Genomic DNA, 23,801 nt, shown 5'->3' on the forward strand with positions numbered 1-23,801 from the left:
CGTGGATCAGCACCTTCATGCGGTTGCCCCGGCGGTTGGCGAACAAGTAAGCCTGGTGCGGCTTCGCCGCACCGAACACCTGGATCACCCGGGCCAGGGCCTTGTCCGGCCCGGCGCGCATGTCCAGTGGCGCGGTGGCCAGCCAGATCTCGTCGATGCGGATCATCGCAGCAGCTCGCGTAACAGGGCCAGGCACTGATGGGCCTGCTCGGCGGGCCATTCCACGATGACCGGTCCGCCGGAGCGGGGCACTTCAATGCGGATGCGGTTACCCGACTCCTTGGCGCAAGACCGGTCAGGAGGGCTCGACGCCACCGGTACCGCCAAGGGCATAAACGCGGGTGACGTTATTGTCTGGCCGGCTTGCTCGGCTTCACGGATCCAGCGGCGGACCAGGTTGGCGTTGAGTTGGTTGTCCAGGGCGATCCGGGAGACGGACACGCCCGGTTCCTGACAGGCGGCCACGATGTGCGCCTTGAACTCACGGGAGAAGTGACGGCGACGTCGCGGTTGAGGTTGGGGCTGAGATACGCTTAACGGGTCCATCGATAGTGTCCACTAAGAAATAAGTGGACACTATCGTGAAGGCCGCAACCGTCGACTCAAGATGGGGTCGCCGGACGCTTACGATGCTGCGGACACCACTGGCAGAGACAAAGACCCCACGTTTGCGCAGTTCGTTGGAGACCCTGACCTGCCCATGAGCGGGCTCTTCCAGGGCATACTGGGTGACCGCCTCTTCCACGTGAGGTTCTACCCGGTTCTTGGGATTGGGAGTGCGTCGCGTCTTCTCCAGAAGGGCATCAACGCCACCTTCCTCGACCGCTTCCTTGTAGCGGTAAAAGGTGTCTCTCGACACGCCCATCATCTTGCAGGCCTTGGAGACGTTACCAAGCTCGTCGGCCAGGTTCAGCAGGCCAACCTTGTGTCGGATGATACGATCATTACTATGGAGCATGAGGGTTACCTTTTGGTTCTGGTTTCAGGTTTAGGCACCTTCATCAGAACCGGTAACCCTCTCTTTTTCAAAGGGATCTGTCAGATTTGGTCTGAACTACTCCAACTCATGCAGATCCAACCATTCGTGCCGTGCCGTGCCGTGCCGTGCCGTGCCGTGCCGTGCCGTGCCGTGCCGTTCGGTTGAACCGCTCAATGTACGCGTTCTGGGTCGGTTTGCCTGGCTGGATGTAGATCAGTGTAATCCGCTTCCTGTTGGCCCACTCCACCAGCGCCTGCGAGATATATTCCGGGCCGTTATCACAGCGCAGGGCGGCGGGCTTCCCTCGCCATTCGATGATCTGGTCAAGCGCACGTATCACTCGTTGTGCAGGCAGTGACAGGTCAACTTCAATACCGAGCCCTTCGCGATTGTAGTCGTCGAGCACATTGAATGTTCTCAACGACTTGCCGCTGACCAGCTGGTCGCCCATGAAATCCATCGACCAGACCTGATTCGGCGCCGTCGGCACCGCCAATTCGCCGGGATAACCCCGCTTGATTCGCCGCCGGGGCTTGATCCGTAGGTTAAGCTCCAGCTCCCGGTAGATCCGATACACCCGCTTGTGGTTCCAGGCATAGCCTTTCACGTTACGTAAATACAGGAAACATAACCCGAATCCCCAGCGCTTGTGGGCCTGCGTGAGCTTAAGCAGCCCGTCCGCAATCAGGGCGTTTTCGCCGCTGAGCTTTGCCTGGTAGCGGTAGCAGGTTTCACTAATGCCGTACACCACACAGGCGAGCCGGACACTGATACCGTGCTTGGCGACGCCCTTCATGGCCATCTCCCGGCGTTGAGACGGCCTTACAGCTTTCCCTCCAGGGCTTCTTGGCGCAGCTCCGCTTTGAGGCGCTCCTCAGCATATATCTTCTTCAGACGGGCGTTCTCGGCCTCCAGGTCCTTCAGTCGCTTCAAGGGCTGGTAAGGGCTGGAAAGGCAGTCCCTCCGGGTGATTCCTCGGGAGAAGAAAGTTCGAGCAGTTCAGTTAAAAACGCTTTCCAGACCTTGTAGATCATAAAACGCCCCTGGTCCGGGAAGCTGCGAAAACTGACGTTGGGCAGGCTCGCGGCCAGGCCACGGGCACTGCCGATGGAGATGATGCGGTCGTCTTCTCCGTGCCAGTAGGTGACAGGCACGCTGATCTGGCTGAGATCCACATACCAGGGGTGCTGCATACGCAGATACTCATCAATGATGATGCGGGCGCCCTGGAAGTGACTGAGCTTCATGCGCTCGATCAGCCGGGCCAGCAGGTCCGGGTTTCCGAGTACGGCCTGGTCTTCGGGGCACAGGGATTTGGCCAGACGTGAGAAATACTTTTCCGGCGAGCGCTGCATTCCGCGCAGGGCGAGCCGTCCGACCAATACGAACAGACGTGGATCCTTACGGAAGATACGCAGGAACATGGCGTGGATAGGGTCAAGCTTATCCAGTTCGAAGTGTTCGATCGGAACAGTACTGGACAGCAGTCCCAGTCGATCAAACAGATCCGGATCCATAGCGGCTGAGCACAGTGCATAGGGCCCGCCGCCGCAGTAGGCCGCCATCGGTGGTCGTTCGATATCGAGATGGCGGCATAGCGCGCGGATATCCGGACTGAAATCCCGGAACTCCATCTCCGGCCGTGCGGTTGAAAGGCCGTAACCGGGCCTTACGATCAGTATCATGCGCAGACCCTGTTCGCGATACCAGGTTTCGAACAGGCGGTGGTCGGGGAGTGCGCCACCGAGGTTATCCAATGTCAGCACCGGCCGCCCGGTTGGATCACCGTACTCGAACCAGCTCAACACGCGGCCGTCGGTCAGGGTCATGGTGCGCTCCGGTATTGGTGACGTAGCCCCGGGCGGTGCGGTCTGCACCAGAGCATGCCCCATCGCCTGGCTTACCAATTGTACCTGGCTGTTGACGTCCAGCTTTGCCATGGCGGACTTGATCTGGGCGCGAGCGGTGTGAACGCTGATCGACAGCAATGCCGCGCTTTGATTGAGATTGCCGATCTTACACAGCAGGTGAAGAAGGCGGGATTCCGCGTGAGTTATGGGGAAAATGGCTTTCAAGGATTCAGGAGAGGGAGTCACTACATTCTGACCCGCCAATACCCAGACAATAGTCCGCACCCGGCTAATGGTGCCCCCGGCGTCGGACTTCTTCACTGGCAGACAGAGCAGGGTCACCGCGGCGTGTCGTGAAGTGAGCAGTTGAGTATGCCGGCCGCCCGCGCGGTCATTGACCCGCTTCAATGACTGCTTCAGTTCCCGGTCGGCGACGCGTAGTTGGCCATCGGGGAGCAAGGTTATCGGCTCCCGGGTGAGCGTCTGACGCGCCGCCAGGTTGCATTCCATTACATGCATTTCCTGGTCGAGCATCAGCATTGGCCAGGGCATTCGGTCATACATGGTATTGAGGAGCTGTGTGCGGTCCTCAAGAGCATGCATATAGGAGCTGCCGCGTACCGCCCGTTCAAGGTGCCCGATCAACCGTTCCACATGAACGGGCGCATCGGGGGTATCCTTTGGCGGCGTGATGTAGGTCCAGCCGGTAATGGTGTCCAGCAGTTCCACCCAATCGTCGGGGGACAAGGCTGTTTCATAGATCTTGCCAATCAGATCGTCATTATCATCCTGCAAGACAGAGGCCCCGGGCTCGGCGAAATATGACCTTGATCATAGAAAGCGTTTGCCTGGGGCGCAACGAAAACGACCCCGGCGGAGCGGGGTCGGAAATAGCCTGCTGGCTTGTTACTGTATGCCGGGAGCGTCTTCCGTGACATCGACCAGGACCACCAGGCCGAGTTCATTGGGATCGCCATCATCGGGTACCCAACGGGTGGTGAATACGCCCAGGCTGGCATCCTGGTTGAAGAACCCTTCCATGAGGTTATGACCGTCTTCGTCGTTGAGGGTCAGTGTTGTGGCGCCCTGGGCGTCGACGCTCACGGCCACGGGTTGATTGATGCTGTCCTGCTCCACGGAAAGATCACCGCCGAGGCCGCTTTTTTCCACCACGGTAAAGTGGCCGTCCAGGGTGCCGGCGGTGGCACTGTTCAGGTTGATGTAGCTGTTGAACCGGCTGTTGATCATCTCAATATCACTGGTTCCGTTACCGGCTCCCTCCAGTGACACGGACAACAACATCAAACGGTATCGCTTACCGGCGATATCCGGGGTGCTTTCCGGTAGTTTCACCATCAGAGTTTTGTTGAATTCCGCCCAGAGCGTGTCGTTGTTTTCGGTTTCCGCGAAGGCGATGAAGTCGAAGCTGTCGTTGATGAATCCATCGGTGGCCGTCGGCTGCCCTTGTTCGCTGCCCGCTGAAACAATATCCCCTTGGGCGGAGATGACAATCGGCTCTCCCGTGGAGCCGGTTTCGGATAGGGCCATGTAGGTGCCGCCGCTGCTTTCCAGCCCGACCCGGTGTCCCGTGCCGTCGCCTTGGTCGAAGGTGCCGTCGCCGTTGAAAGTGACGCGGCTGACTTCAGTCTGCAGCTCGATAACACCGGACTGCACGTAGGTCTCCATGAAAACCCGCCCGAAGGTGCCGTTAAGATCGGAACTCTCCATGGACGAGGGGGAGCGTGCGAAGACCTCCAGGGCCCGAAACGCCTCGTCTCCTTTCCGGTCATTGGGGTTCAACGCATCCGGTTGCTGATCACCATTGGTGTCGGTAGTGCCATAGCGCACCGCGGCTTCCTGGGAAAGCAGGAAAAACAGGCCCTTCTCCTTCACTTTCTGCAGGTTGTAGACCATTGCGGGGTAGCGAAAGGCGTAATCACCGTTCACGCTTTCTTCGAAGGGGCCCTCTATGGTGAGAAGGCCGGAATGACTCAAGGTGCCAGAGAGAGCTTCACTATCCTCGATGCCGGTTTCATAGAACAGTGAAGCGGTTGCCACACTGGAGCCGGAGAAGTTGGAATAGGCATTCTCTTCGGTCTCTAGCGTGATTGACACGATATTGCCGCCGCCGTCGGCGAAACTGAATTCGCTTAACCAGAGATCATTGGCGAAGGTGCCGAAGTTGTCATTGTCGCTGTCATGCAACCCCAGGCCGAAGGCGGAGCTGCGATAATTGCCGGTAACGCCGCTGGCATCGCCTGGTTGGCTGTTGATGGCCGCGACCTGCTGTTCCACGAACTCACCCACTTCCAGGTCCAGTTTGGAAAGCATGTCACTGAGATCGTTGCCAGCGGTGAGGTCGAACGTATCCACCTTGCCTTTTAATGTCACCACTTCGGAGACGGTCAGTTGGTCAAGATCCACGCCTTGTTCAATAAATTTTCTCAGCACGAATTCGGATACCGGATTGATGTCCACCATTCGGTCGACCACCTGGGCGCGCATCTGAGCACCGGATCCCGTGATACGCACGAGCAGATTGCCTGCCAGGTTCACGTCTTGTGGCAGGGGCAAAGTGTAATCCCCGCTGATCGAGGTAACCGTTTCCGCAAGCACGTCGCCCACCGGATTGCCCTCGTCGTCGATTCGCAGAAGCTGGACGGTGGCGCCTGCCACCGGGTCAAGACCGGTGATCGCCGCGTTGGCGGGGGAAATCAGCAGGTTCAGGGCGATCTCCAGAAAGCCCGGTTGAGGGTGAATGGCCACCGCGCCAGTTGGAGCGGTGGCGGTACCGTTGATGCTCAGGCCGCTATCGCCATCCCCGGCGCCGCCGCCGGAAGAGGAGGAGCCACCGCACCCGGAAACAAGTGTGGCCGATGCCACCGAAGCAATCAGGAGTAAGGTCGTTTTTTTCATCGTCGTTCCACCAGTCCCAAATCAGAGTCTCTTGAGTGTAGGGAGTCGGTAGAGCGCGCACATACCCCATATGGGTTATCGGTGGATTCCACCGGGGCCAGAGCCTGTGTCCCGGATGCCGACGGCTTTGATCACCGAGACCATATCCGTTTCCCCCAGGCCCATGGCTTCGGTATTGGCGTAGAGAGCAAGACAGATATCCATCAGCGGGGAGGCGATGCCGGCGGCCCGTGCTGATTCCACCACCAAACGATTGTTCTTCAGCACATCGGTGATGCCTGCCTGCCGTTCAAAGTTGTGTTGCAGCAGTTTGGTCATTTTGCTGCGGGAGACGTCACTGGCCATGGGGCCCGCATCAAGAATCGCCGCGAAACACGCCATGTCCAACCGGTGCCGTTGTGCGAAATGGGTGGCTTCGGCAAGCCCGGTGACCAGCGTGATGAGGAAGGTGTTGATCGCCAGCTTCATACGCAAGGCGCCAGGCACCGGGCCGCAGTCGAAACTTTCATGACACATCGCCGCGAGGAGTGGACGGGCCGCCTCGACGTCCTCTTCTCTACCCGCGAGCATAGCCACCAGCCGGCCGGCTTGTGCCGGTTGGCGCGAACCGGAGACGGGCGCTTCAACATAGCGACCGCCCGAGGCCTGGATATCGGTGGCGAGCGAGGGGGAGTATTCCGGGGGAACGGTGGACATATTGACGATCGTGCGGGCCGCGACGCGCTTGGGGAACTCCGGCTCGTTGCGGGCCAGCACCGCGTCGATGGCGCCGCCGTCGGTCAGCATCAGAATGATCGTGCCGCATTGATGATACAGATCCCGTATGTCCTTCATCGCCGTGGCGCCGGCGGCGACCAAGCGTGGGTACTTCGTCGTCGATCGGCTCCAGACCCGCAGCGGGATGCCTGCCGTTGCCAGATTCAAGGCCATGGGTTCGCCCATGGTGCCCAGGCCGATAAAGCCGATGGGAGGGGAGACCGCCATATTTGATTACCCCGATAGCGTTGGATCGGCCGTTGGCGGTCACCATGACCGCCGGCACTGGGCGGTACTGTAGGAAGCTGATCTTCTTTTGTATATCGAATAATATTAAAGTGAAACTTCAGTAAAACGGGTATGTGAGTGGCGGCCAGATTCGATATTGATGCTTTGCGTACTTTGGTGGCGGGTACCGATGCCGGCACCTTTGCGCGGGCGGCCGTGCAACTCGGCCGCTCTCAGTCCGCGGTCAGTATGCAGTTGAAGCGCCTCGAAGAGCAGGCCGGCTTGGTGTTGTTCGAGCGCAAGGGGCGTGGGCTGGTGCTGACCGAGGCTGGCGATGCGCTGCTGCACTACGCCCGCCGCATCGTCGAACTGCATGATGACGCGGCCAGAGCGCTCGGGGCGGCCACCAGGGCGGCGACGATCCGGGTCGGATTGCCGCAGGATTTTGCCGAGGATGTTCTGCCCGAGGCGATGACGCTCTTTGCCCACCAGAATCCGGATGTGCATGTGGAGGTGAGGGCGGGTCGGAACCATGCTCTGGAAGAAGAGGTGCGCGCGGGCAGGCTGGATCTCGCCATCGCGTTTGCCCGGCCCGGTACCGCGGCGGCGGGGGATTCCCTGGTCGCCATGCCGATGTACTGGTTCAAAGGCACGGAGCCGGTAAGTCGTGCGGATCCTTCGGCGCCGATTCCCCTGGTGCTCTTTAACCATCCTTGTTTGTTCCGGCAGGCCGCATTACAGGCTCTGGATAAAAAGGGCGTGCCATGGAGACTGGCGTTGACAACGCCCAGCCTTCCCGGCGTTTGGGCGGCCTTGCGGTTTGGTCACGGCGTTACGGCTCGAACGGCCCATGCCATTCCGGAAGGCATATACAGGATCGATGATGGCGGCACTCTTTCGTCTCTCCCGCCTCTCCCACCTCTCCCGCCACTAGAACTGCGGATATTCGTCCGCTCTGATTTATCGCGAACCGCCGCGCGGTTCAGGGACGTGCTTGCCTCGGTGGTTCAGCGCTTGGCGGGCCATGCATGACAGGCCGGATCAGGCGGACGACCGCGAATGCGTGAGAAGAACAGGGGGCGGGTATTGAGGTGTGTATTCGCTTTTTTAGCGCGTCTCAGTATCTCTGCGCCGCGATCACTTCCCTGGCGGCGCGAATGCCTGACTGCAAGGCGCCCTCCAGATACCCCGTCCATTCGGTGGCGGTTTCCGTCCCGGCCCAATGAATCCGGCCGCAGGGTTCCCGCAAAGTGTCGCCGAAGGAGGTGATGACGCCCGGAGCGGTGTGAGCCACGTAGCAGCCCCGGCTCCAGGGTTCGGCGGTCCAGTCCTGTTCCACGTAGTCGATGGGGTTGGCGGCGTCCTGACCGAAGTAATGGACCAGATCGGTAATCACCTGTTGGCGTCGGGCCGTTTCGTCGTGGGCGCTCATGGCGATGGCATGGTCGCCGTCGATAAAGCCCACCAGGACGCCCATGCCGTTGTCATCCAGTGACTGGTCGAAGACCACATTGAAAATCCGGTCGTTGCTGACGACGGCGCCATTGAGACCACGCTGACGCCAGAAGGCGCTTTGGTAAGCCACATGAATCTTGATCACCGAGCCCATGGGCATGCGCTCCAGCAAGGCGCTGCGTTTGGAGGGCAGGGGCCGGTTGTAACCAATCTTGCCTGCCAGCACCGGCGGGACCGCCATGATCAAGTATGGCGCGGTGTATTTCCGCCCTTCGGTGGTGACGGTGACGTACTGACCGTTCTGTTCCACCGCCAGTACCGGGGCATTGAGCACGATGCCGCCGCCGAGCTGTTCGGCCATGCGCTCGGGAATGCGCCAGGCACCGCCGATGAATTTATCCTGCTGGGCGCCCCCTTGGGTGCCGATCAGGGTTTCCAGTCCCTGCCCCTGGCGCAGGTATTCCAGGAAGCACAAATAAGAGACCTGGCGGGGTTCCGCGCACAGCACGGCGCGGGCAATGGTGCGGGCGAATTCCCGGGCGCCACGGGTGTGAACGTGTTTGAGGATCCAACTTTCCAGAGTTTCTGAATCCCATTGTTTGGCTTTCACTGCCAGCCAGGGTTCGGCGGTGGTGGGCAGACTTCGCATCTCCTTGGCCCATCTGCGTTCAAGTCGCCCCAGTTCCAGCAGGGACAGGAACGGCAGCCTGGGGATGTCGGAGCGGTAGCTGCTGAGCTTGCCATCCAGGGAAAGCAGGCTGGCTCCGGTTGTATATTGGGGTGTGGTTTTTACCCCCAGCGTGTTGGCTTGATCCAGCAACAGGGTCTGTTGTGGTCCCACCCACTGGCCGCCCAGATCGATGGTCTGGCCGGCGATTTCACCGGGCATGGAGCGCCCGCCCACCCGGTCCCGGGCCTCCAGTACGGTCACTCGCTTGCCTGCCTGCTTGAGTTCCAGGGCAGCCTTGAGCCCCGCGAGGCCCGCGCCAACGATGATGACATCCTGCCGCGGATCGGTATGGTTCATGGTGTTCTCGCACTCTTCCGGTGTCGGGAACTGGAATTTAGTAAACGCGTTCACTAAAATCAACCCCATGACCTCGACACAATCGAAAACCGCTCGCCGTGGCCGCCCGCCCCGTAGCCGGAAACAGGCGCGGGACAGCCGTCAGATGATCATTCGCGCCGCCCGCTTGCTGTTCGCGGAGGAAGGCTATCACGGTGTCTCCATGCGCAAGATCGCCACCATGGCCAACTGTTCCCCGGCCGCGCTGTACAAACTGTTCCCCGGCAAGCGTCAGCTATTGCTGCATATTTGGGAGGAGATCTTTGCCGGATTGATCGAGGCGTTGAACGCCTGCTATCAGAACACGCCCGCCGCCGGGCGATTGGAAACCCTGTGTTTGACGTTCATCGATTTCTGGTTGTCCCGCCCTGACGACTATCGCGCCATTTTCCTGATCGAAGATCAGCCGAAGGCCGAGGGCGAAGGTTATTTCGTGGAAAGTTCCGGGATACAGGATGGGCTGAGGATTTTCCGTCAGGCCATCGTGGATGCCCAGACGCAGGGCAATCTTGGCGCGGGGGACCCGGACGAAATGCAGAGCGTGTTGCTGTGCGGAATGCAAGGTGTGGCGATGAACCTGATCACCATCCCTGAGTACCCTTGGGGTGACCCCGAGGTGGTCAAACGTGTCACGGTGCGGGCTCTGATCGCCGGATTACAGTAGCCGGGTGGGGCCGGGCCGATGTGACGGGAAGATGGTGAAATCGCCATCTTCCCTGGAGGTTGTCTTTACATCAGCTCAAGGCCCAGGTCGGCCAGTACCTTGTCGGCTTGTTCCCGCTGTTCCTCGGTTGGTGTGCGCTTCCAGTGCAAACTCACTTGTCGGGCACCGTTGTCCTGGCAGGTCACTGTCTCCAGGGCATCAACCGAGGATAACGCGGCGCGAACCTGATGCTCGGTGGCCAGCTGTTTGAGTTTATAACGGGCGATTTTCCCCACCGGGGTGAGCGGCATTTCCTCAAGGATGAAGGCGTGCTTTGGCCGGGCAGGTGGTTCGGCGATGCGCTCACCCGTATGCGCGATGAGTTCCTCGGGGCTGACCTGCGCTCCCGGTGTCAGCGCGACATACAAAACCGGGAGTTCACCCGCATAGGCATCGGGCATGGCGACCGCCGCGGCCTGCGCCACGGCCGGGTGTTCCATGGCCACCTCTTCGATCAGTAGCGGGTCGATATTGTGTCCGCTACGAATGATGATTTCCTTGCTGCGGCCGACCAGTCTCAGGTCGCCATCCTCGGTGACTTCGCCGAGATCCCCGGTACTGATCCAGCCATCGGTCGGACCGCCCTGGATGCCGTCGTTGGTGCGATAGCCCAGAAAAACATTCGGACCGGACACGAACACTTCACCGGTATCGCCGGGTTTGAAGTCGCGGTCCGGGCCACCCATCGCGACCTTCATCATTGGGATAGGCTTGCCGCCACAGATCGGGTGGTAGCCGCCATCGGCCTGTTGCGCGGTGGTGATGCCGGCGGTTTCGGTCTGGCCATAGAGCTGACACACCGGTTTGCCGCTGATCTCCTCCACCTTCCGTTTCAATTCGGCGGGCAGCGGAGAGCCGCCGGTCACGAATCCCCGTAGCGTACTCAGTGTGGCGTCGGCCCGGGGGCTGGTGGTCATTGCCGAGAGCATGGTGGGCACCCCGCCGACCAGTGTTGCCCGGGTCTCATCCACCAATGACCAGAAGCGGCTGATCACCTCTGGATTGCGCAGGCCCAGGGCGGTGGGAAACATCAGCGTGACGCCGGCCGCGATGCCGGACAGCAGCATGTCCACCGAGCCGCCAACATGGAAGAGAGGGAGACCGGTGAGAATACGGTCGCTGTCCCGCCAGCCGAGCGCCGAGCCGGCCATGATAGCGGCGGCCGCCAGATTGCGTTGTGTCAGCTCTGCGAGTTTGGGGGCGCCGGTGGTGCCGCCGGTATGCACCAGGGCCGCGGGCGCATCGGGAACAGGTTCCACATCCAGACCGGTATTTCCGGCTTCCAGTAATTCCGCCCAGGAAAAAGCACCTGGCGTGGAGGCTCCGAGAGCCACCTCGGTCAGATTGACCTCGCTATCCAGTAGCTGGATGGCGGCGTCGACACGCTCGCGGACGTCCAGGGCGGGGTGGGGGCCCATGACAATGACCTCTCTGGCCCGGGCCAGTTTGAACTGGGAGGCCATCGCTTCCGGAGACAACAATAAATTCACCGGGAAGGCGACCCCCACGGTCAGCGCGGCGATCAGACTGGACACTGCCTGCGGAACCAGCGGCAGCAGTATGGGAACGCCATCGTCCTGGCCGACGCCCCGTGCTCTGAGTGCCCGGCAAAGGGCTTCCACTTCCTCGAGCAACTGAGCGTAAGTGAGCGTCACCGGTTGCGGGTCGCTGGCATCGCGCAGATAGATCAGCGCCGGATGATCCGGACGCCGGGCCGCGGTTCGGCGCAGCAAGGCCAGCGGACTGCGAGCCTGGTCAAACAGTTTGGCGGCCTCGATATCGTCACGAGGGATAGCCTGGCTCATCGATTGGTCTCCTGTTTCTTTGTTTTCAAATGGGGAAGGATTGCCAACCAGCCCGAAAAAGGAGACGAAAAAGAGCCTTGGAGGACGCTGTCGGAGCTTACGCTTCCAGTGACTTTTTGATCACCTCAACCCACAACGAAATCATTCGCCATCGATATTCGGGCCGTTTTCTCAGGATGTCGGAGAAGGCCACGCCTCTGAGGAATTCCACGCTGAGATCCGCCAGAAGCTGATAATTTTCGTGCTTCTTCCAGCATTCAAGGAGCTTCCCGACCACCCGGTCCAGGTCAAAGCGGGCTGCTTTTTCCGCCTGATACAGAGCGTCGCGTAATTCCTGATCGTTGCGTGAAATCGCCCACAGCTCCATTTCGGCCAGATACGAGGGGCGGGCCATGTTGTCGCTCAAGGCGATCAGTGCTTTCTCCACGTCCTCGGCCGGGTCCGAGCAACTCAGAAAGGATTCATTGATCTGTTGCTCGTTCATTCGCACCAGTCTTTCGATGGTGGAGGCGAGCAGATCCGCCCTGCTCGGGAAGTGATAGAGCAGGGCGCCGCGACTCACGTTCGCTCTTTTCTGAACCGCCACCGTGGTGGTTTTTGCCACGCCTTCATCAATCAGCAATGCCACCGCCGCGTCGGTAATCCGGTCCTTCAAGGAAGGGACGGGCCGTGCTTCGGACGTTGAGGTCTTCATTGAGTTTGCACTCCGAAATCCAGGGTGATACTTTGCAGTCAGTCATGACTGACTGTCAAGAAGTCGATAACCCCCTTATTGGAGAGAATCATGCTGGAATTGACAACCGTCCGGATTTCCCAGGATGAGAAAAACCCAAGAATCGCCAGGCTGCTCCTCAATCGTCCGGAAAGACTCAATGCCATCATCGACGAAACCGGTGACGATATCCGGCGCGCGGTAAGGTGGGCGGAGGACAATGACCAGGTCCACGTGATTGTCGTTGAAGGCGCCGGCAAGGGATTCTGTGGTGGTTACGATCTGACCTACTACGCGGAATCGCAAAGAGAGAATCCTTGTCAGCAGGAAGCCATGCCCTGGGATCCCATGGTCGACTACGCCCATATGAAGCGGAACACCGAGGATTTCATGAGTCTGTGGCGGTCCCGTAAACCCACCATCGCCAAGATTCATGGCGCCGCCGCCGCCGGCGGAAGCGATATCGCCCTGTGCTGCGACTTGATGATCATGGCCGATAACGCTCGCATCGGTTATATGCCGACCCGGGTTTGGGGATGCCCGACCACCGCCATGTGGACCTACCGGCTCGGGCCGGTGCGGGCCAAGCAGATGATGTTCACCGGGGATCTGATTTCCGGCAAACAGGCCGGCGAATGGGGCCTGGCCAACTATGTGGTGCCGGAGGAGGAGCTGGACGCCAAGACCATGGAAGTGGCGGGGCGCATCGCCGGCGTGCCAAGCAGCCACTTGAGCATGCACAAGCTGGTGGTGAATCAAGTGATGTTGACCATGGGCCTGGAGCAGACGCAAATGCTGGCCACCGTGTTCGATGGGATCACCCGTCACAATCCGGAAGGTCTCTGGTTCCGCCGCTATGCTCAGACGGAAGGCTTCAAAGCCGCTATTGAATGGCGTGACAGCGGCCGCGACATCCCGGAAGGCGATGACGCGCGTCGCAAGATCGCCGAGTTGGAACAAAAGTTGAAGGAACTCAAGGGAGAGTAAGCTCCGCCGTCCACTTGCTTCCCGGGCCGGGCCAGGGGTGTGGCCAGGCCTGCATGGCATGGAGCCGGCTTACCGTTCTTTGGAAGGGCATGATCAGATGTCCGTCCGTGTAGAGGGCATCCAGCGATACGTCGGCGTGCATATAGAGAGGACAGCCACGGTCGTAGCACTCGTCCACCAGGGCAATCAGCCGGCGGACGGCGTCGTCGTATCTGGACAGAGCCGGCAGCGCCCGGTCACCGGCGGCCACCTGGCTGGCGGCGTCTTAGGTGCCACGGGCGATGCCGGATGCCTTCGGTGTGCCACCCAGGGCAGGCACATCGCTGAGAAAAAGCGCCTGAAAATGGTCGCAAAGCGCCATGTAGTCGGAACTGGAGCGGGCCGTCTCACACAGTTGGGCGAAGGTGGACCAGAGCGCCAGTTTGCCGCGCTGGACCACCGGTAACAGGCGGCCTTCCAAGGCCCAGGGGGCGTCGGTGGGCGATTCTTCCTCCTCCAGATAATCCAGGAAAGCGTCTTCCAGCGGCCCACGATCCGCGATCCAATATCGGGAGAAAGCGCCGCCGCCATGGAGTCGGTGGTCCTGCCCGCCGTCCATCCGGATCACTTTCAAGTGCCGCCGCAAGGCGCCGACGGCCGGGGAGAAACGGTCATAGTTAAAGCCGTCCTGATACAGCTGTTCCGGAGCGCAGTTGGACGTGATGATCAGCGTCAGCCTGGCGTCCATGAGTGCTTCGAGCAAGGGCCCCAACAGCATGGCATCGCCGATGTCGTTGACGAACAGCTCGTCGAAGCACAGCACGCGCAATGTCCCGGCCAACTCCCTCGCCAGGTACTGGAGCGGATTGCCGTGACCGGTCAATTGGAACAGCCGTCGATGCACCCATTGCATGAAATGGTGGAAATGCTGGCGGCGGACCGGGACCGAAAGACTGCCGTGAAACTGGTCCATAAGCCAGGTCTTGCCACGTCCCACCGGTCCCCAAAGATAGAGCCCGGCGGGGCATTCGCCCTGTTCCAGAGCCTCGAAACACCTTTGCAGCGCGGCCACGGCCTGTTCCTGGCCGGAGTCCTTGGTGAAGCCATCTTTCAAAGCCTGACGATAGCGCATCAGGGGGCCGTAATCGGGCATGGGAGTCACTGCTGAAATTAAAAAAGACCGGCTTGGTGTGAGCCGGGAATACGGTGTCGGCGCAGCCATGGAAAGTCAAGCGCCCGGCGAGCGCCGGTCACGATCTTGATTTATGTTAAAGATGCACATAATATGCATCTTTATAAGGTGTATTTTAAATGTAACTTAGGAGGCATCATGTTGTCAGCGGCGCGGATGGAGGTCATCAAACAAACCGTTCCTGTGTTGGAGGAGAATGGAGAGGCGCTGACCCGCCATTTTTACCAGCGCATGTTCCGGGAAAATCCGGAAGTGCGCGGGTTCTTCAACCCGGCCCATCAGCATGCGGGAACCCAGCAGCGGGCGTTGGCGGCGGCCATTTGCGCCTACGCACGCAATATCGAAAACCCGGCGGTGCTGGCCGGAGCGGTGGAGCTGATCGCCCAGAAGCACGTCTCCCTGGGGATCAAGGCGGAGCACTATCCGATCGTGGGTGAAAACCTGTTGGCGTCGATCCGGGAAGTGTTGGGTGAAGCGGCCACGGACCAGATCATCGATGCCTGGGCGGAGGCTTACGGCATGCTGGCGGATCTCTTCATTCAACGCGAACGTGAGATTTACCACTCCCAGACCAAGACCCATGGCTGGCAAGGCTTCAAACGGTTCGTGGTCCAGCAGCGGGAAGCCGCCAGCGACAATATCGTATCCTTGTATCTGGCTCCGGAAGATGGCCAGCCCTTGCAGCCCCACAGTCCCGGGCAGTACGTGACGCTGCGCCTTACGCCTGAAAACGGCGTGCCGGTGATGCGCAATTACAGTCTGTCCAATCGGCCGGGCTCGGCGCGGTTCCGGATCAGCGTGAAACGGGAGCTGGCCGGTGAGGCCGGGGCCCCGGACGGCGTTTGCTCCAACTATTTGCATGACCGGGTCAAGCAGGGGGATGTGGTGGAACTGGCGCCGCCTTGCGGGGAGTTCGTGTTGAAACCCGTGGTGGAGGCCGGCAAGCCGCTGGTCCTGATTGCCGGTGGTGTCGGTATCACCCCGATTCTGTCCATGCTCCACGCGGCCCTGGAGCAGCAGGTTGGCCGGGAAGTCATCTTCATTCAGTGTGCTCTTAACGGCGCGGTGCGCCCGTTCGAGAAAGAACTGGCGGCGTTGCGGGGGGATTATCCCAACCTCAGCGTCCACGTTCGCCTCAGCGAGGCCACCGCGGAGGACCGCGCCCGGGCGCTTCACGACAGCGAGGGCTTGCTGGATTCCGTACTGCTGGATCAATTGATCGGCAACCGGGCGGCGGAATTTTACCTGTGCGGCCCGGCGCCAATGCTGAAGCACGGCTGGCGCCTGCTCAAGCAACGCGCCGTGGAGGACGCCGATATCCATTTCGAGTTCTTCGGCCCCGCCGGCGACCTCGCCGCTTAGCGAACCTGGAGACCGCCGGTTGAGATCGGGGGCGGAAAGCGTGGAAAATGGACCTGTCCGTTGCAAGCGCCCGGCCGGATACTTAGGCTTGGCGGTCTGATTCTCCGGGAGATCCGAAAATGGCATTCAAGGTTTATGTGGACGGTCAGGAAGGCACCACCGGGCTGCGCCTGTTCGAGTACCTGGAAGGGCGCCCGGACATCGAGTTGCTGCGCATCGACAGTGCCTTGCGCAAGGACGCTGATGAGCGTGCCCGGCTGCTGAACGCCGCCGATGTGGCCTTTCTGTGCCTGCCCGACGCCGCGTCCAGGGAAGCGGCGGCCATGGTGAATAACCCCGACACCTGCCTGATCGACGCCAGCACCGCGTTCCGGGTGGCCGACGACTGGGTTTACGGCCTGCCGGAACTGGAAGCCGGCCAGCGTGACCGCATCCGTGCCAGCAAGCGCATCGCCAATGTGGGTTGCCACGCCAGCGCCTTTATTCTGGCGGTACGGCCACTGGTGGACGCCGGCTTGCTGCCCGCTGACTACCCGCTCAGCGCAACCTCTCTGACCGGTTACAGCGGTGGCGGCAAGGGCATGATCGCTGACTATGAAGCCGACACCGAAGGCCGTCTGCGGGCGCCGCGTGCCTACGCCCTCGGCCTGGAGCACAAGCACTTGCCGGAGATGCAGCGCTACACCGGCCTGGCGTTTCCACCGGTGTTCGTGCCGACGGTGGGACCGTTCCTGAAAGGGCTGGCGGTGACGGTGCCGCTGCAGATGTCCCACCTGAAGCCGGGCACGGATGTTGGCGAGCTGTACGAGACCTTCCGCAAGCGCTATGCCAACGAGCCCTTTATCCGCGTGCATATGCCCGATGACCCGGCCAGCCTCAACGGTGGTTTCTTCGATGTGCAGGGCAGCAATGACACCAACCGGGTGGACCTGTTTCTGTTCGGCAATGGCGAACGCCAATGCGTGATCGCACGGCTGGATAACCTGGGCAAGGGGGCGGCCGGCGCCGCGGTGCAGAATATGAACGTGCACCTGGGGATCGACGAAGCCACCGGGCTGTAAAAAAAGCTCCGCCGCGCTATCGACGCCGCGACGGAGCCAAAACGGGACTTATAAACCGCCGTGGGTCAATTTGGCGGGGTCCAGCAATCGTTGCAGCTCTTCGCGGCTGAGGTCGGTGTGTTCGGCCGCCACCTCGACGATGGGGCGGCCTTCCTTGTAGGCCAGCTTGGCGATTTCCGCCGCTTTCAGGTAGCCGATGATCGGGTTCAACGCGGTCACCAGAATCGGATTGCGTGACAGGGCCTCGTCCAGTTTGTCTTCCCGCACGGTGAAGGTGGCGATGGCCTTGTCCGCCAGCAGACGGCTGATGTTGCTCAGCAGCTCGATACTCTCCAGCAGGTTCTTCGCCACCACCGGCAGCATCACGTTCAATTCGAAGTTACCGGACTGACCGGCCACGGTGATCACGGTGTCGTTGCCGATCACCTGGGCGGCCACCATGGTGGCCGCTTCCGGGATCACCGGATTGACCTTGCCAGGCATGATCGAGGAGCCCGGCTGCAGCGCTTGCAGTTCGATTTCCCCAAGTCCGGCCAGCGGGCCGGAATTCATCCAACGCAGATCGTTGGCGATTTTCATGATCGACACGGCGGTGGTCTTCAACTGTCCGGACAGCGCCACGGCAATATCCTGGGAGCCGATATGAGTGAAGAAATTCTTCGCCGGGGTGAAGGGAATGTCGGTGGCCGCGCTCAGCGCCTTGCTGAACGCCCCGGCGAAATCCGGGTGGGCGTTGATGCCGGTACCCACCGCAGTGCCGCCCTGGGCCAGGCTTTGCACACTCGGCTGCAACTGTCGCAGGTGCGTGATGTTCTGCTCGATCTGATCCGCCCAGGCCTGCAGACTCTGGCTCATGCGCACCGGCATGGCGTCCATCAGGTGGGTGCGGCCGGTTTTGACGTACCGGTCCACGCTCTCCGCCTTGGTACGGATGGCACTGACCAGGCCGGTCAGCGCCGGTAACAAGTTGTTTTGCAACTCGATGGCGGCGCTGATGTGGATGGTGGACGGAATGATGTCGTTGCTGCTCTGGCCGCAGTTGATGTGGTCGTTGGCACCCACCGGCTCGCCGTACAGCCGGCTGGCCAGTGTCGCCAGTACCTCGTTGGCGTTCATGTTGGAGCTGGTGCCGGAGCCGGTCTGGAATACATCCACCGGGAAATGCGGCATGAAGTCCTCCGCCAGCAGTGAATCCACCGCCTGGCAAATCGCCTCGCTCATTTTTACCGGAATCTGTTCCAGCTCGCCGTTGGCGCTGGCCGCCGCCCGTTTCGCCAGCAGCAGGGAGCGGATGAATGCCCGCGGCATGCGCTGCCCGCTGACCGGGAAGTTGTTTACCGCGCGTTGGGTCTGGGCCGCGTACAACGCCTCCGCCGGCACTTCCAATTCGCCCATGCTGTCTTTCTCAATGCGTGTCTGGCTCATGCAAAGAATCCTTATCCAATAAGACTGTGTTGTACGTAACGGCTGGATACCGACAGCTCCCAGAGCAGCTGGCGCACGTGCCGCCGGGAAGCGTCGTCATCGGCGAGCCGGTGAAGGGACCCCAAGGGAGTGTGAATATGATCCAGACACTGGCAGCGCCAATGTCGGGGCACCAGTTCGTCCATCACGGTGTCGAGCAGCAAACGGAATTGCCCCTCGAACAGACCGCGCCGGGCCTCCGTATCCGCGGTGCCGATCAACACCGCTTCTTCCTGCATTCGCCAAAGCGGGAACAACGTCGGGTTATCCGGTTCAGTGCCGAACCGGATCTTCCGCCGCAGTAACCGCAATGCCGGATCGGGGACGGGCCGGGGGGAGGGCATGGCCGATCTGCCTCGTAATTGATAACAGGGTCCAAATAGTAATGGTTTTCATTATTATTTTAAAGTCGAGGCGGAATACCAGGCAGGGCAACCCATAATGGGGATCAACCCCGGGAGGGCAACGCCGGCAGGAAGGCTTCCTGATCAAGAAACCGCTTGCTATCGCGCAGCGCTGGCAACAGCTGCCGATCCGCATAGGGACAGCCGGTGTGCCCTGGATCGTTCTGGCGATCCTTGCCGGCCTGTTCGGCGCTGTGTCCCTCTCCACGGGTCAGCGCCAGGAGCATCGGCTGGTAACCCGGCTGCCAGGCGACCAGGTCCGGCAGACTTTGCCGTAGCGTGGCAAGGATGCCGAGACCGGCAAAATCCAGATCGCCCCAGAAGAAAGCCGCCAGGGTGTGGTCAAGCCAGCGCTGGCGGAAGACGGCGGGGTCGCTGCCGGGGAGGAAGGCGAAACGGGTATGGGGGCTGGTGAGGCGCTGGGCGCTGGCGCGGAAGCCGCCGCTATAAAGCAGCGCATAGCCTGCCGGCGCCTGCGCCACCAGGCGCAGAAAGGTGTCCTGATTTTCCACGATCAGCAACCGCCCGCAGCCGGCCGGTGCCCAGGCGGTAAGCAACAGAGGCCGTGGCCGGATGAGTTGGGCGCGCTCGCCAAACAGGCGGGTGAGCAGTTCCTGACGGCCATCGAGAAACTTGGAATTGCCGCGAAAGCAGCGGGCGGAGAGCTCGCGCAATGTCAGGCCGCTGTCCAGCAAGCTGGCGGCACGGATGAAATGACCGACCATGTCTTCCGGTGAGTCGCCGGCCAGTGCTGGCTTGGCATCAAGGAGCGCCGCGCCGCCATCCTGAAAGTGCGCTTCATGGCCGCTCAGTGCATTGCGCCAGGTCTGTCTCAGCGGATCCACGCGGGGACGGTCGAGCCAGCCGCGCAGCAGCGCCTCACAAGCCGGATTGAGACGGAGCTGGGCGTTCTCATAGCGCTCCTGAAAAGCACTCAAACGGGAGTCGTAATGGATGCTGAAGACCCGGTATTCCTGTGCCAGCCGTTCCATCAGTTGCCAGCGGTAGCGGGTATCCTCGCTGAACTGGAACAATTCCGGCACGGTGGATTTTTTGACCCGGCGGGTAATGGTCTGGGTACGGGGCTGCTCCAGCCGGTCCAGAAACCAGCCCAGTAGCCGCCCCAGCCAGGGCTCCTCTTGCAGCCAGAGCGGCGCGCTCACCAGGTTGTCCCCATGGTCAGTCTAGCCATCACGAAATCCCTTCCATGAAGTCCAGCGCGCCTTGCTGGCGGATCACCCGCCGGTGTTGATCCCACAGTTCGGCGATGCGGTCCTGATTGAGTTGCTGGCGGTCCAGCAGCACGCGGGTATTGAGCTCGCCCACCGGCACCGGGCTTGGCACCTTGCTGAACACGAACTGGTTGCTGACCAGATCGAGGAAGGGGCCGGCTTTGCTGGTGGGCATGATGAAGATCAATTGCAGGCCCAGGGTTTCGGTGAGGTAACGGATCACCTGGCGCGAGCGGGTTTCGTCCATGTGCATGAACGCCTCGTCGACGATCACCATGCGCAGGTGGCTGTCGCCTTCGTTGAAGCGGAAAGCGCTGGTGATGGCGGCGGCGCGGATAATGTAGGCGGGCGTTTCCAACTGGCCGCCGGAGCCGGTGCCATACTGGCTGAGACGGATCGGCGCCTTGCCTTCCGGGTGTTTGAGGATGTCGTAGCGGCGATAGCGCCGGTAGTCGCTGATCCGCTCCAGTTCGCGCAGCGCCTGCTGTTCGTCGCCGTCCAACAGCAATGCGAGCAGCCGGTCGCGCACCTCCGTGGCCTTGTCGGAGAGAGTACTCTCGAACAGGCTGGCGCCATCGCCCAGGTTGGGAATCTCGGTGACTTCGCGAAAGAAATCCCAGTATTCCTTGTATTCCCGCACCCATTCCCAGTCGAAGGAAAACCGCTCCCGGTCGGCGCCGAAGTAATGGTGCTCCAGTTCCTTGTTCAGATTCTTGAGAGTACGTTCGCCGTCCTTGATGGCTTGCTGGATCTGGTTGCACAGATCACTGACGAAGGTGGTGTTGAAGGTGTCGCGCAGACCGCCCAGTTGCTCCAGTTTGCTCAGCAGGACATTGTTGCGCAGCCGGTTGTGCAGGTTGTCCAGCTGTTGATGCAGGTGATGCACATGGCCGAAGAACGGGGCGCTGTGCAGCTCCTCGGCGGTTTCGATAAGGATCTGATCCGCCGGCTGGGCCTGCTGATTGTAGTCGCCGACAAGCCGTTCCAGAGTGACGGCGTTGCTGCTCAGGGTGTTGAGCAGGGCCCGCTCCTCGCTGTCGAAATCGATGTCGTCCTGGGCGGCTTGCAAACGCTGGTCCATGGCATCGATACGGGACAGTACATCCAGATCCGGCCAGTACCGGGTGCAGGCGTGCAGGTGTTCCTCGGCGTCTTCCTGATCCTGCTGCAGTTGCTCACTCTGATCGGCGAGGGCGCTGATGGCACGCTCGCAGGCGTGTTGTTGTTCGCCGAGCTTGCCGTTCTCTTCCTTCAATTCGCCCTGCCGCTGGGTCAACTGCTTGTGCCGTTGGCGGGCATCCTGCTGTTGCCGTTCCAGCTCTTCATGGTCACTGAGGTCGAGATTGGCCAGAGCCTGTTCGGTGTCGGACAACTGGCGCTGGCATTGCAGCAGGTGAGTGACGGTGGCCACCCAGTCCAGCGGCTTGAATTCAAGCACTTGCTGTTGCAGTTGCCGCACCGCCTGATAATCGTCGCTGGCGTGGCGGTAGCTTTCCTGCACGTCCATCAGGGCATGGCGTTGCGCGTACAGGTTGCGCTCGCGGGCAGTCTCGCCGAACACCAACTGGCTGTCGTCCAGATCGCAGCGGAACAGCGCATAGTTGCCCGAGCCCAGGCCGTCGCTGGTGATACCGCGCCGGGTGCGGCGCAGGGTTTCGGCGTCGTCCACCCGCACCACATTGCCGTAGGACGCCTTCAGATAATGCTCCGCGGTGCGATGGGAAAAACGCAGCACGTGGAAGATGGACTCCGCCGGCAGGGCGGCTTTCTCCGCGTCCCGCCGTGCCTGCTCGCCCTGGATCACCCGAGCCTTGTTACGCTGGCGGCCGGCCAGACGGCGCACCACGCGGATCGCTTCCGCTTCGTAATCCGGCTCCACCAGAATGCCAAAGCGGGCGCCGCCGAGATAACCCTCGATGGCCATTTGCCATTCCGGATCCTGCACTTCCACATGATCGCAGAGCACCCGGGGATCGGCCTGGGGGCACTGCTCGCGGATCGCCTGCAGCGCTTCTTCCACATCACGGGGATAGTTCACCCGTTTCGATTCCAGCGTGCTGATGCGATGCTGAATCTGCCTTTGCTGTTCGTCCAGTTTTTCCAGCGCCTGCGCTCTTTGCGTCACCAGACGATCCAGCCGCTGCGCCAGCGACAAAGCGTCCTGATTGGTGCCGCTTTCCGCCGGCCCGTGCAACTGCTCCGCCAGATAGTTGTGCAGCTGCTGCTCGGCGCGAGCCTGTTCCAGGCCACTTTCCAGCGGCGACAAATCGATCCAGTCCCGTGCCAGCATCTGGTTCAGGTCCGGTATCGGGCGCTGTTCCAGAGTCAGCAGTTCCTTGCTGGTGGCGCGCCAGCCCCTGCTGGCGAACAGCGGCAATTCCAGTTCGATACTGTGGCGGTTGAGCAAATCGCGCAGATTGCGCAACGCGGTGAAGTTGCGGGTACGCTGCTGGTCCTGTTCCAGTAACGGCCGGGCGCCTTGCTGCAATTGTTGAGTCAGGCTATCCAGCTGTGCCTGCAGTTGCTGTTTGTCGCGCAGCGCGGGGATGCCCTGTATGCGCGCTTCCAGTCCCACCAGTTCGTCGTGGGCTTGCTCCAGTCGCTGTTCCACCTGTTCCGCTTCTTCGCGCAACGCCTGTTGTTGCTGGCGGAGCTGGGATTGTTCCTCTTTTTTCTCCAGATACTGGCGCTGGTTGCGGCGGTAACGTTGCGCGGCGGCGCCGTAGGCGAGGGCGGTGCGCTCCAGCCAGGTCTCCTGATACTGCCCCGCCAAGCCACGGGCCTGCTCCAGATAGTCCACGCTGGCGCGCAGTTGCCGGGCCTCCTGCTCCATGCCATGGATAGTGCGCAGCATGTCGCGGATACGACGTAGCGTGTCGCCCATGTCCTGGGCTTCCAGCACTTCGCCGGCGACGAACTGATCAATGGAGTCCACCGGTTTGTACGCCATGAAACGGGCGAAGGTGCGGGCGGCGTTCTTCGCTTCCTGCTGGGATACCGCGTCGCGGCGGCCGCGCAGGGCGCCGTACAGCCGGGCCAGATAAGCGCCTTTCTTCTCGTAGGTCTCCACGTTCTTTTTGCCGAACGTCCGGCGCAGCGCATTGGGCAGCTCGGTGATTTCCACCACCTGACGTTCGGCGCCCTCTCCGTGCACGAAGTGCGACAGGCTCAGCATCTCGCCGGGCACGATCATCAACAGCAATTCACTTTGCCGCGCCTGGGCGGTCATACCGGCACGGTCCAGATGCGCGCGCACGCCAATCACCGCCGTGAACGGTTCGGCGGTCTCGCCCTTGGTGGGATGAAACACGCCGGCCAGGTAACCGTCGCTGTCATAGGGACGGGCGAAGGCGCCGTCGTCGCAGCCGAGAATATAGGACGCCAATGTGCGCACCTGCTTGCCGCCCCGGCCGCGCTGGGTGGTCTCGTCCTGGCCCGGGTTGTAGTTGAACAGATTGTCGTGGGCGGCGGTCATCAGCGTCTGCAGGGCGTCGGCGGCGGTGGTCTTGCCGGAGCCGTTACCGCCGGAGAACAGATTGATGGGGCCGTATTCCAGCTCTTCGGCGGGCAGGTTGCCCCAATTGACGGTGATGGAACGTTTCAAAAACATGGGCGGCTCGGATCAACAAAGGCGAACGTGAAATAACCGA

General features: G+C 61.2%; 17 protein-coding genes and 3 pseudogenes. 5 read left to right on the forward strand and 15 right to left on the reverse strand.

Annotation, left to right across the window (positions count from 1 at the left end; all coding sequences use genetic code 11):
- From tnpB to E0L37_RS12190, 7 genes and pseudogenes are all read right to left on the reverse strand, one after another.
- Positions 1-220, reverse strand: a 220-nt coding sequence (gene tnpB / locus E0L37_RS21915; protein ID WP_205655615.1) for an IS66 family insertion sequence element accessory protein TnpB, incomplete at its 3' end; no start/stop codon positions are given.
- Complete coding sequence (locus E0L37_RS12165) at positions 163-546, reverse strand: transposase (RefSeq protein WP_041716686.1); 384 nt, start codon at positions 544-546, stop codon at positions 163-165. The genes tnpB and E0L37_RS12165, both read right to left, overlap by 58 nt.
- Positions 547-628: 82 nt before the next feature.
- Positions 629-958: pseudogene (locus tag E0L37_RS12170) on the reverse strand (helix-turn-helix domain-containing protein); the annotation flags it as partial.
- A 166-nt stretch (positions 959-1,124) separates the two neighbouring features.
- Positions 1,125-1,912 (reverse strand): annotated as a pseudogene (locus E0L37_RS12175) (IS3 family transposase); the annotation flags it as partial.
- A complete protein-coding gene (locus E0L37_RS12180) occupies positions 1,909-3,624 on the reverse strand; it encodes an alpha/beta fold hydrolase (protein ID WP_133492006.1) in 1,716 nt (571 codons plus the stop codon). The gene E0L37_RS12180 and the pseudogene E0L37_RS12175, both read right to left, overlap by 4 nt.
- 111 nt (positions 3,625-3,735) lie before the next feature.
- Positions 3,736-5,745 carry a hypothetical protein gene (locus tag E0L37_RS12185; protein ID WP_133492007.1) on the reverse strand — a complete coding sequence of 670 codons (2,010 nt, stop codon included), beginning with the start codon at positions 5,743-5,745 and terminating at the stop codon, positions 3,736-3,738.
- Between the two features lie 75 nt (positions 5,746-5,820).
- A complete protein-coding gene (locus tag E0L37_RS12190; protein WP_133492008.1) occupies positions 5,821-6,729 on the reverse strand; it encodes an NAD(P)-dependent oxidoreductase in 909 nt (302 codons plus the stop codon).
- 138 nt (positions 6,730-6,867) lie between these two features.
- Here E0L37_RS12190 and E0L37_RS12195 point away from each other — a divergent pair, with 138 nt between their 5' ends.
- Complete coding sequence (locus E0L37_RS12195; protein ID WP_133492009.1) at positions 6,868-7,761, forward strand: LysR substrate-binding domain-containing protein; 894 nt, start codon at positions 6,868-6,870, stop codon at positions 7,759-7,761.
- 85 nt (positions 7,762-7,846) lie between these two features.
- On the opposite strand, the gene E0L37_RS12200 is transcribed toward E0L37_RS12195, so the two are convergent.
- On the reverse strand, positions 7,847-9,265 hold the full coding sequence (locus E0L37_RS12200) for a flavin monoamine oxidase family protein (protein WP_205655610.1): 1,419 nt from the start codon (positions 9,263-9,265) through the stop codon (positions 7,847-7,849).
- Between the two features lie 91 nt (positions 9,266-9,356).
- On the opposite strand from E0L37_RS12200, the gene E0L37_RS12205 reads away from it, so the two are divergent.
- Entirely contained in the window at positions 9,357-9,914 is a 558-nt protein-coding gene (locus E0L37_RS12205) for a TetR/AcrR family transcriptional regulator (protein ID WP_205655611.1), read from the forward strand.
- 65 nt (positions 9,915-9,979) lie between these two features.
- On the opposite strand, the gene E0L37_RS12210 is transcribed toward E0L37_RS12205, so the two are convergent.
- Both E0L37_RS12210 and E0L37_RS12215 read right to left on the reverse strand, forming a co-directional pair.
- A complete protein-coding gene (locus E0L37_RS12210) occupies positions 9,980-11,758 on the reverse strand; it encodes an AMP-binding protein (RefSeq protein WP_133492012.1) in 1,779 nt (592 codons plus the stop codon).
- A 97-nt stretch (positions 11,759-11,855) separates the two neighbouring features.
- The gene (locus tag E0L37_RS12215) at positions 11,856-12,452 is read right to left on the reverse strand and encodes a TetR/AcrR family transcriptional regulator (RefSeq protein ID WP_133492013.1); all 597 of its coding nucleotides are present in this window, start codon (positions 12,450-12,452) and stop codon (positions 11,856-11,858) included.
- A gap of 90 nt (positions 12,453-12,542) precedes the next feature.
- Here E0L37_RS12215 and E0L37_RS12220 point away from each other — a divergent pair, with 90 nt between their 5' ends.
- A complete protein-coding gene (locus E0L37_RS12220) occupies positions 12,543-13,457 on the forward strand; it encodes a crotonase/enoyl-CoA hydratase family protein (protein ID WP_133492014.1) in 915 nt (304 codons plus the stop codon).
- Here E0L37_RS12220 and zapE read toward each other — a convergent pair.
- A pseudogene (gene zapE / locus E0L37_RS12225) lies at positions 13,444-14,658 on the reverse strand (cell division protein ZapE). The gene E0L37_RS12220 and the pseudogene zapE overlap by 14 nt on opposite strands.
- A 108-nt stretch (positions 14,659-14,766) precedes the next feature.
- On the opposite strand from zapE, the gene hmpA reads away from it, so the two are divergent.
- Complete coding sequence (gene hmpA, locus E0L37_RS12230; RefSeq protein ID WP_133492015.1) at positions 14,767-15,990, forward strand: NO-inducible flavohemoprotein; 1,224 nt, start codon at positions 14,767-14,769, stop codon at positions 15,988-15,990.
- A 119-nt stretch (positions 15,991-16,109) separates the two neighbouring features.
- Entirely contained in the window at positions 16,110-17,051 is a 942-nt protein-coding gene (argC, locus tag E0L37_RS12235; protein WP_133492016.1) for an N-acetyl-gamma-glutamyl-phosphate reductase, read from the forward strand.
- A 48-nt stretch (positions 17,052-17,099) separates the two neighbouring features.
- Here the strand turns inward: argC and E0L37_RS12240 are convergent, their stop codons facing one another.
- The 4 genes from E0L37_RS12240 to E0L37_RS12255 form a co-directional block, all read right to left on the reverse strand.
- Positions 17,100-18,476 (reverse strand): lyase family protein, encoded by a 1,377-nt coding sequence (locus E0L37_RS12240; RefSeq protein ID WP_133492017.1) that lies wholly within the window; start codon positions 18,474-18,476, stop codon positions 17,100-17,102.
- Between the two features lie 11 nt (positions 18,477-18,487).
- The gene (locus E0L37_RS12245) at positions 18,488-18,859 is read right to left on the reverse strand and encodes a hypothetical protein (protein ID WP_133492018.1); all 372 of its coding nucleotides are present in this window, start codon (positions 18,857-18,859) and stop codon (positions 18,488-18,490) included.
- 104 nt (positions 18,860-18,963) lie between these two features.
- Positions 18,964-20,082, reverse strand: coding sequence for a Wadjet anti-phage system protein JetD domain-containing protein (locus E0L37_RS12250; protein ID WP_133492019.1), 1,119 nt, complete (start codon positions 20,080-20,082; stop codon positions 18,964-18,966).
- A 28-nt stretch (positions 20,083-20,110) separates the two neighbouring features.
- Positions 20,111-23,761 carry an ATP-binding protein gene (locus tag E0L37_RS12255; protein ID WP_133492020.1) on the reverse strand — a complete coding sequence of 1,217 codons (3,651 nt, stop codon included), beginning with the start codon at positions 23,759-23,761 and terminating at the stop codon, positions 20,111-20,113.
- Positions 23,762-23,801: the final 40 nt, after the last annotated feature.

The organism is Alcanivorax sp. 24, from assembly GCF_004360225.1.
Taxonomy (GTDB): Bacteria; Pseudomonadota; Gammaproteobacteria; order Pseudomonadales; family Alcanivoracaceae; genus Alloalcanivorax; species Alloalcanivorax xiamenensis.

Bases quoted from the DNA above. Each gene is read 5' to 3' on its own strand.
- E0L37_RS12185 (WP_133492007.1), bottom strand. From the start codon at position 5,745: ATGAAAAAAACGACCTTACTCCTGATTGCTTCGGTGGCATCGGCCACA.
- E0L37_RS12205 (WP_205655611.1), top strand. From the start codon at position 9,357: ATGATCATTCGCGCCGCCCGCTTGCTGTTCGCGGAGGAAGGCTATCAC.
- E0L37_RS12240 (WP_133492017.1), bottom strand. From the start codon at position 18,476: ATGAGCCAGACACGCATTGAGAAAGACAGCATGGGCGAATTGGAAGTG.
- E0L37_RS12165 (WP_041716686.1), bottom strand. From the start codon at position 546: ATGGACCCGTTAAGCGTATCTCAGCCCCAACCTCAACCGCGACGTCGC.
- E0L37_RS12210 (WP_133492012.1), bottom strand. From the start codon at position 11,758: ATGAGCCAGGCTATCCCTCGTGACGATATCGAGGCCGCCAAACTGTTT.
- hmpA (WP_133492015.1), top strand. From the start codon at position 14,767: ATGTTGTCAGCGGCGCGGATGGAGGTCATCAAACAAACCGTTCCTGTG.
- E0L37_RS12190 (WP_133492008.1), bottom strand. From the start codon at position 6,729: ATGGCGGTCTCCCCTCCCATCGGCTTTATCGGCCTGGGCACCATGGGC.
- E0L37_RS12215 (WP_133492013.1), bottom strand. From the start codon at position 12,452: ATGAAGACCTCAACGTCCGAAGCACGGCCCGTCCCTTCCTTGAAGGAC.
- E0L37_RS12255 (WP_133492020.1), bottom strand. From the start codon at position 23,761: ATGTTTTTGAAACGTTCCATCACCGTCAATTGGGGCAACCTGCCCGCC.
- argC (WP_133492016.1), top strand. From the start codon at position 16,110: ATGGCATTCAAGGTTTATGTGGACGGTCAGGAAGGCACCACCGGGCTG.
- E0L37_RS12220 (WP_133492014.1), top strand. From the start codon at position 12,543: ATGCTGGAATTGACAACCGTCCGGATTTCCCAGGATGAGAAAAACCCA.
- E0L37_RS12245 (WP_133492018.1), bottom strand. From the start codon at position 18,859: ATGCCCTCCCCCCGGCCCGTCCCCGATCCGGCATTGCGGTTACTGCGG.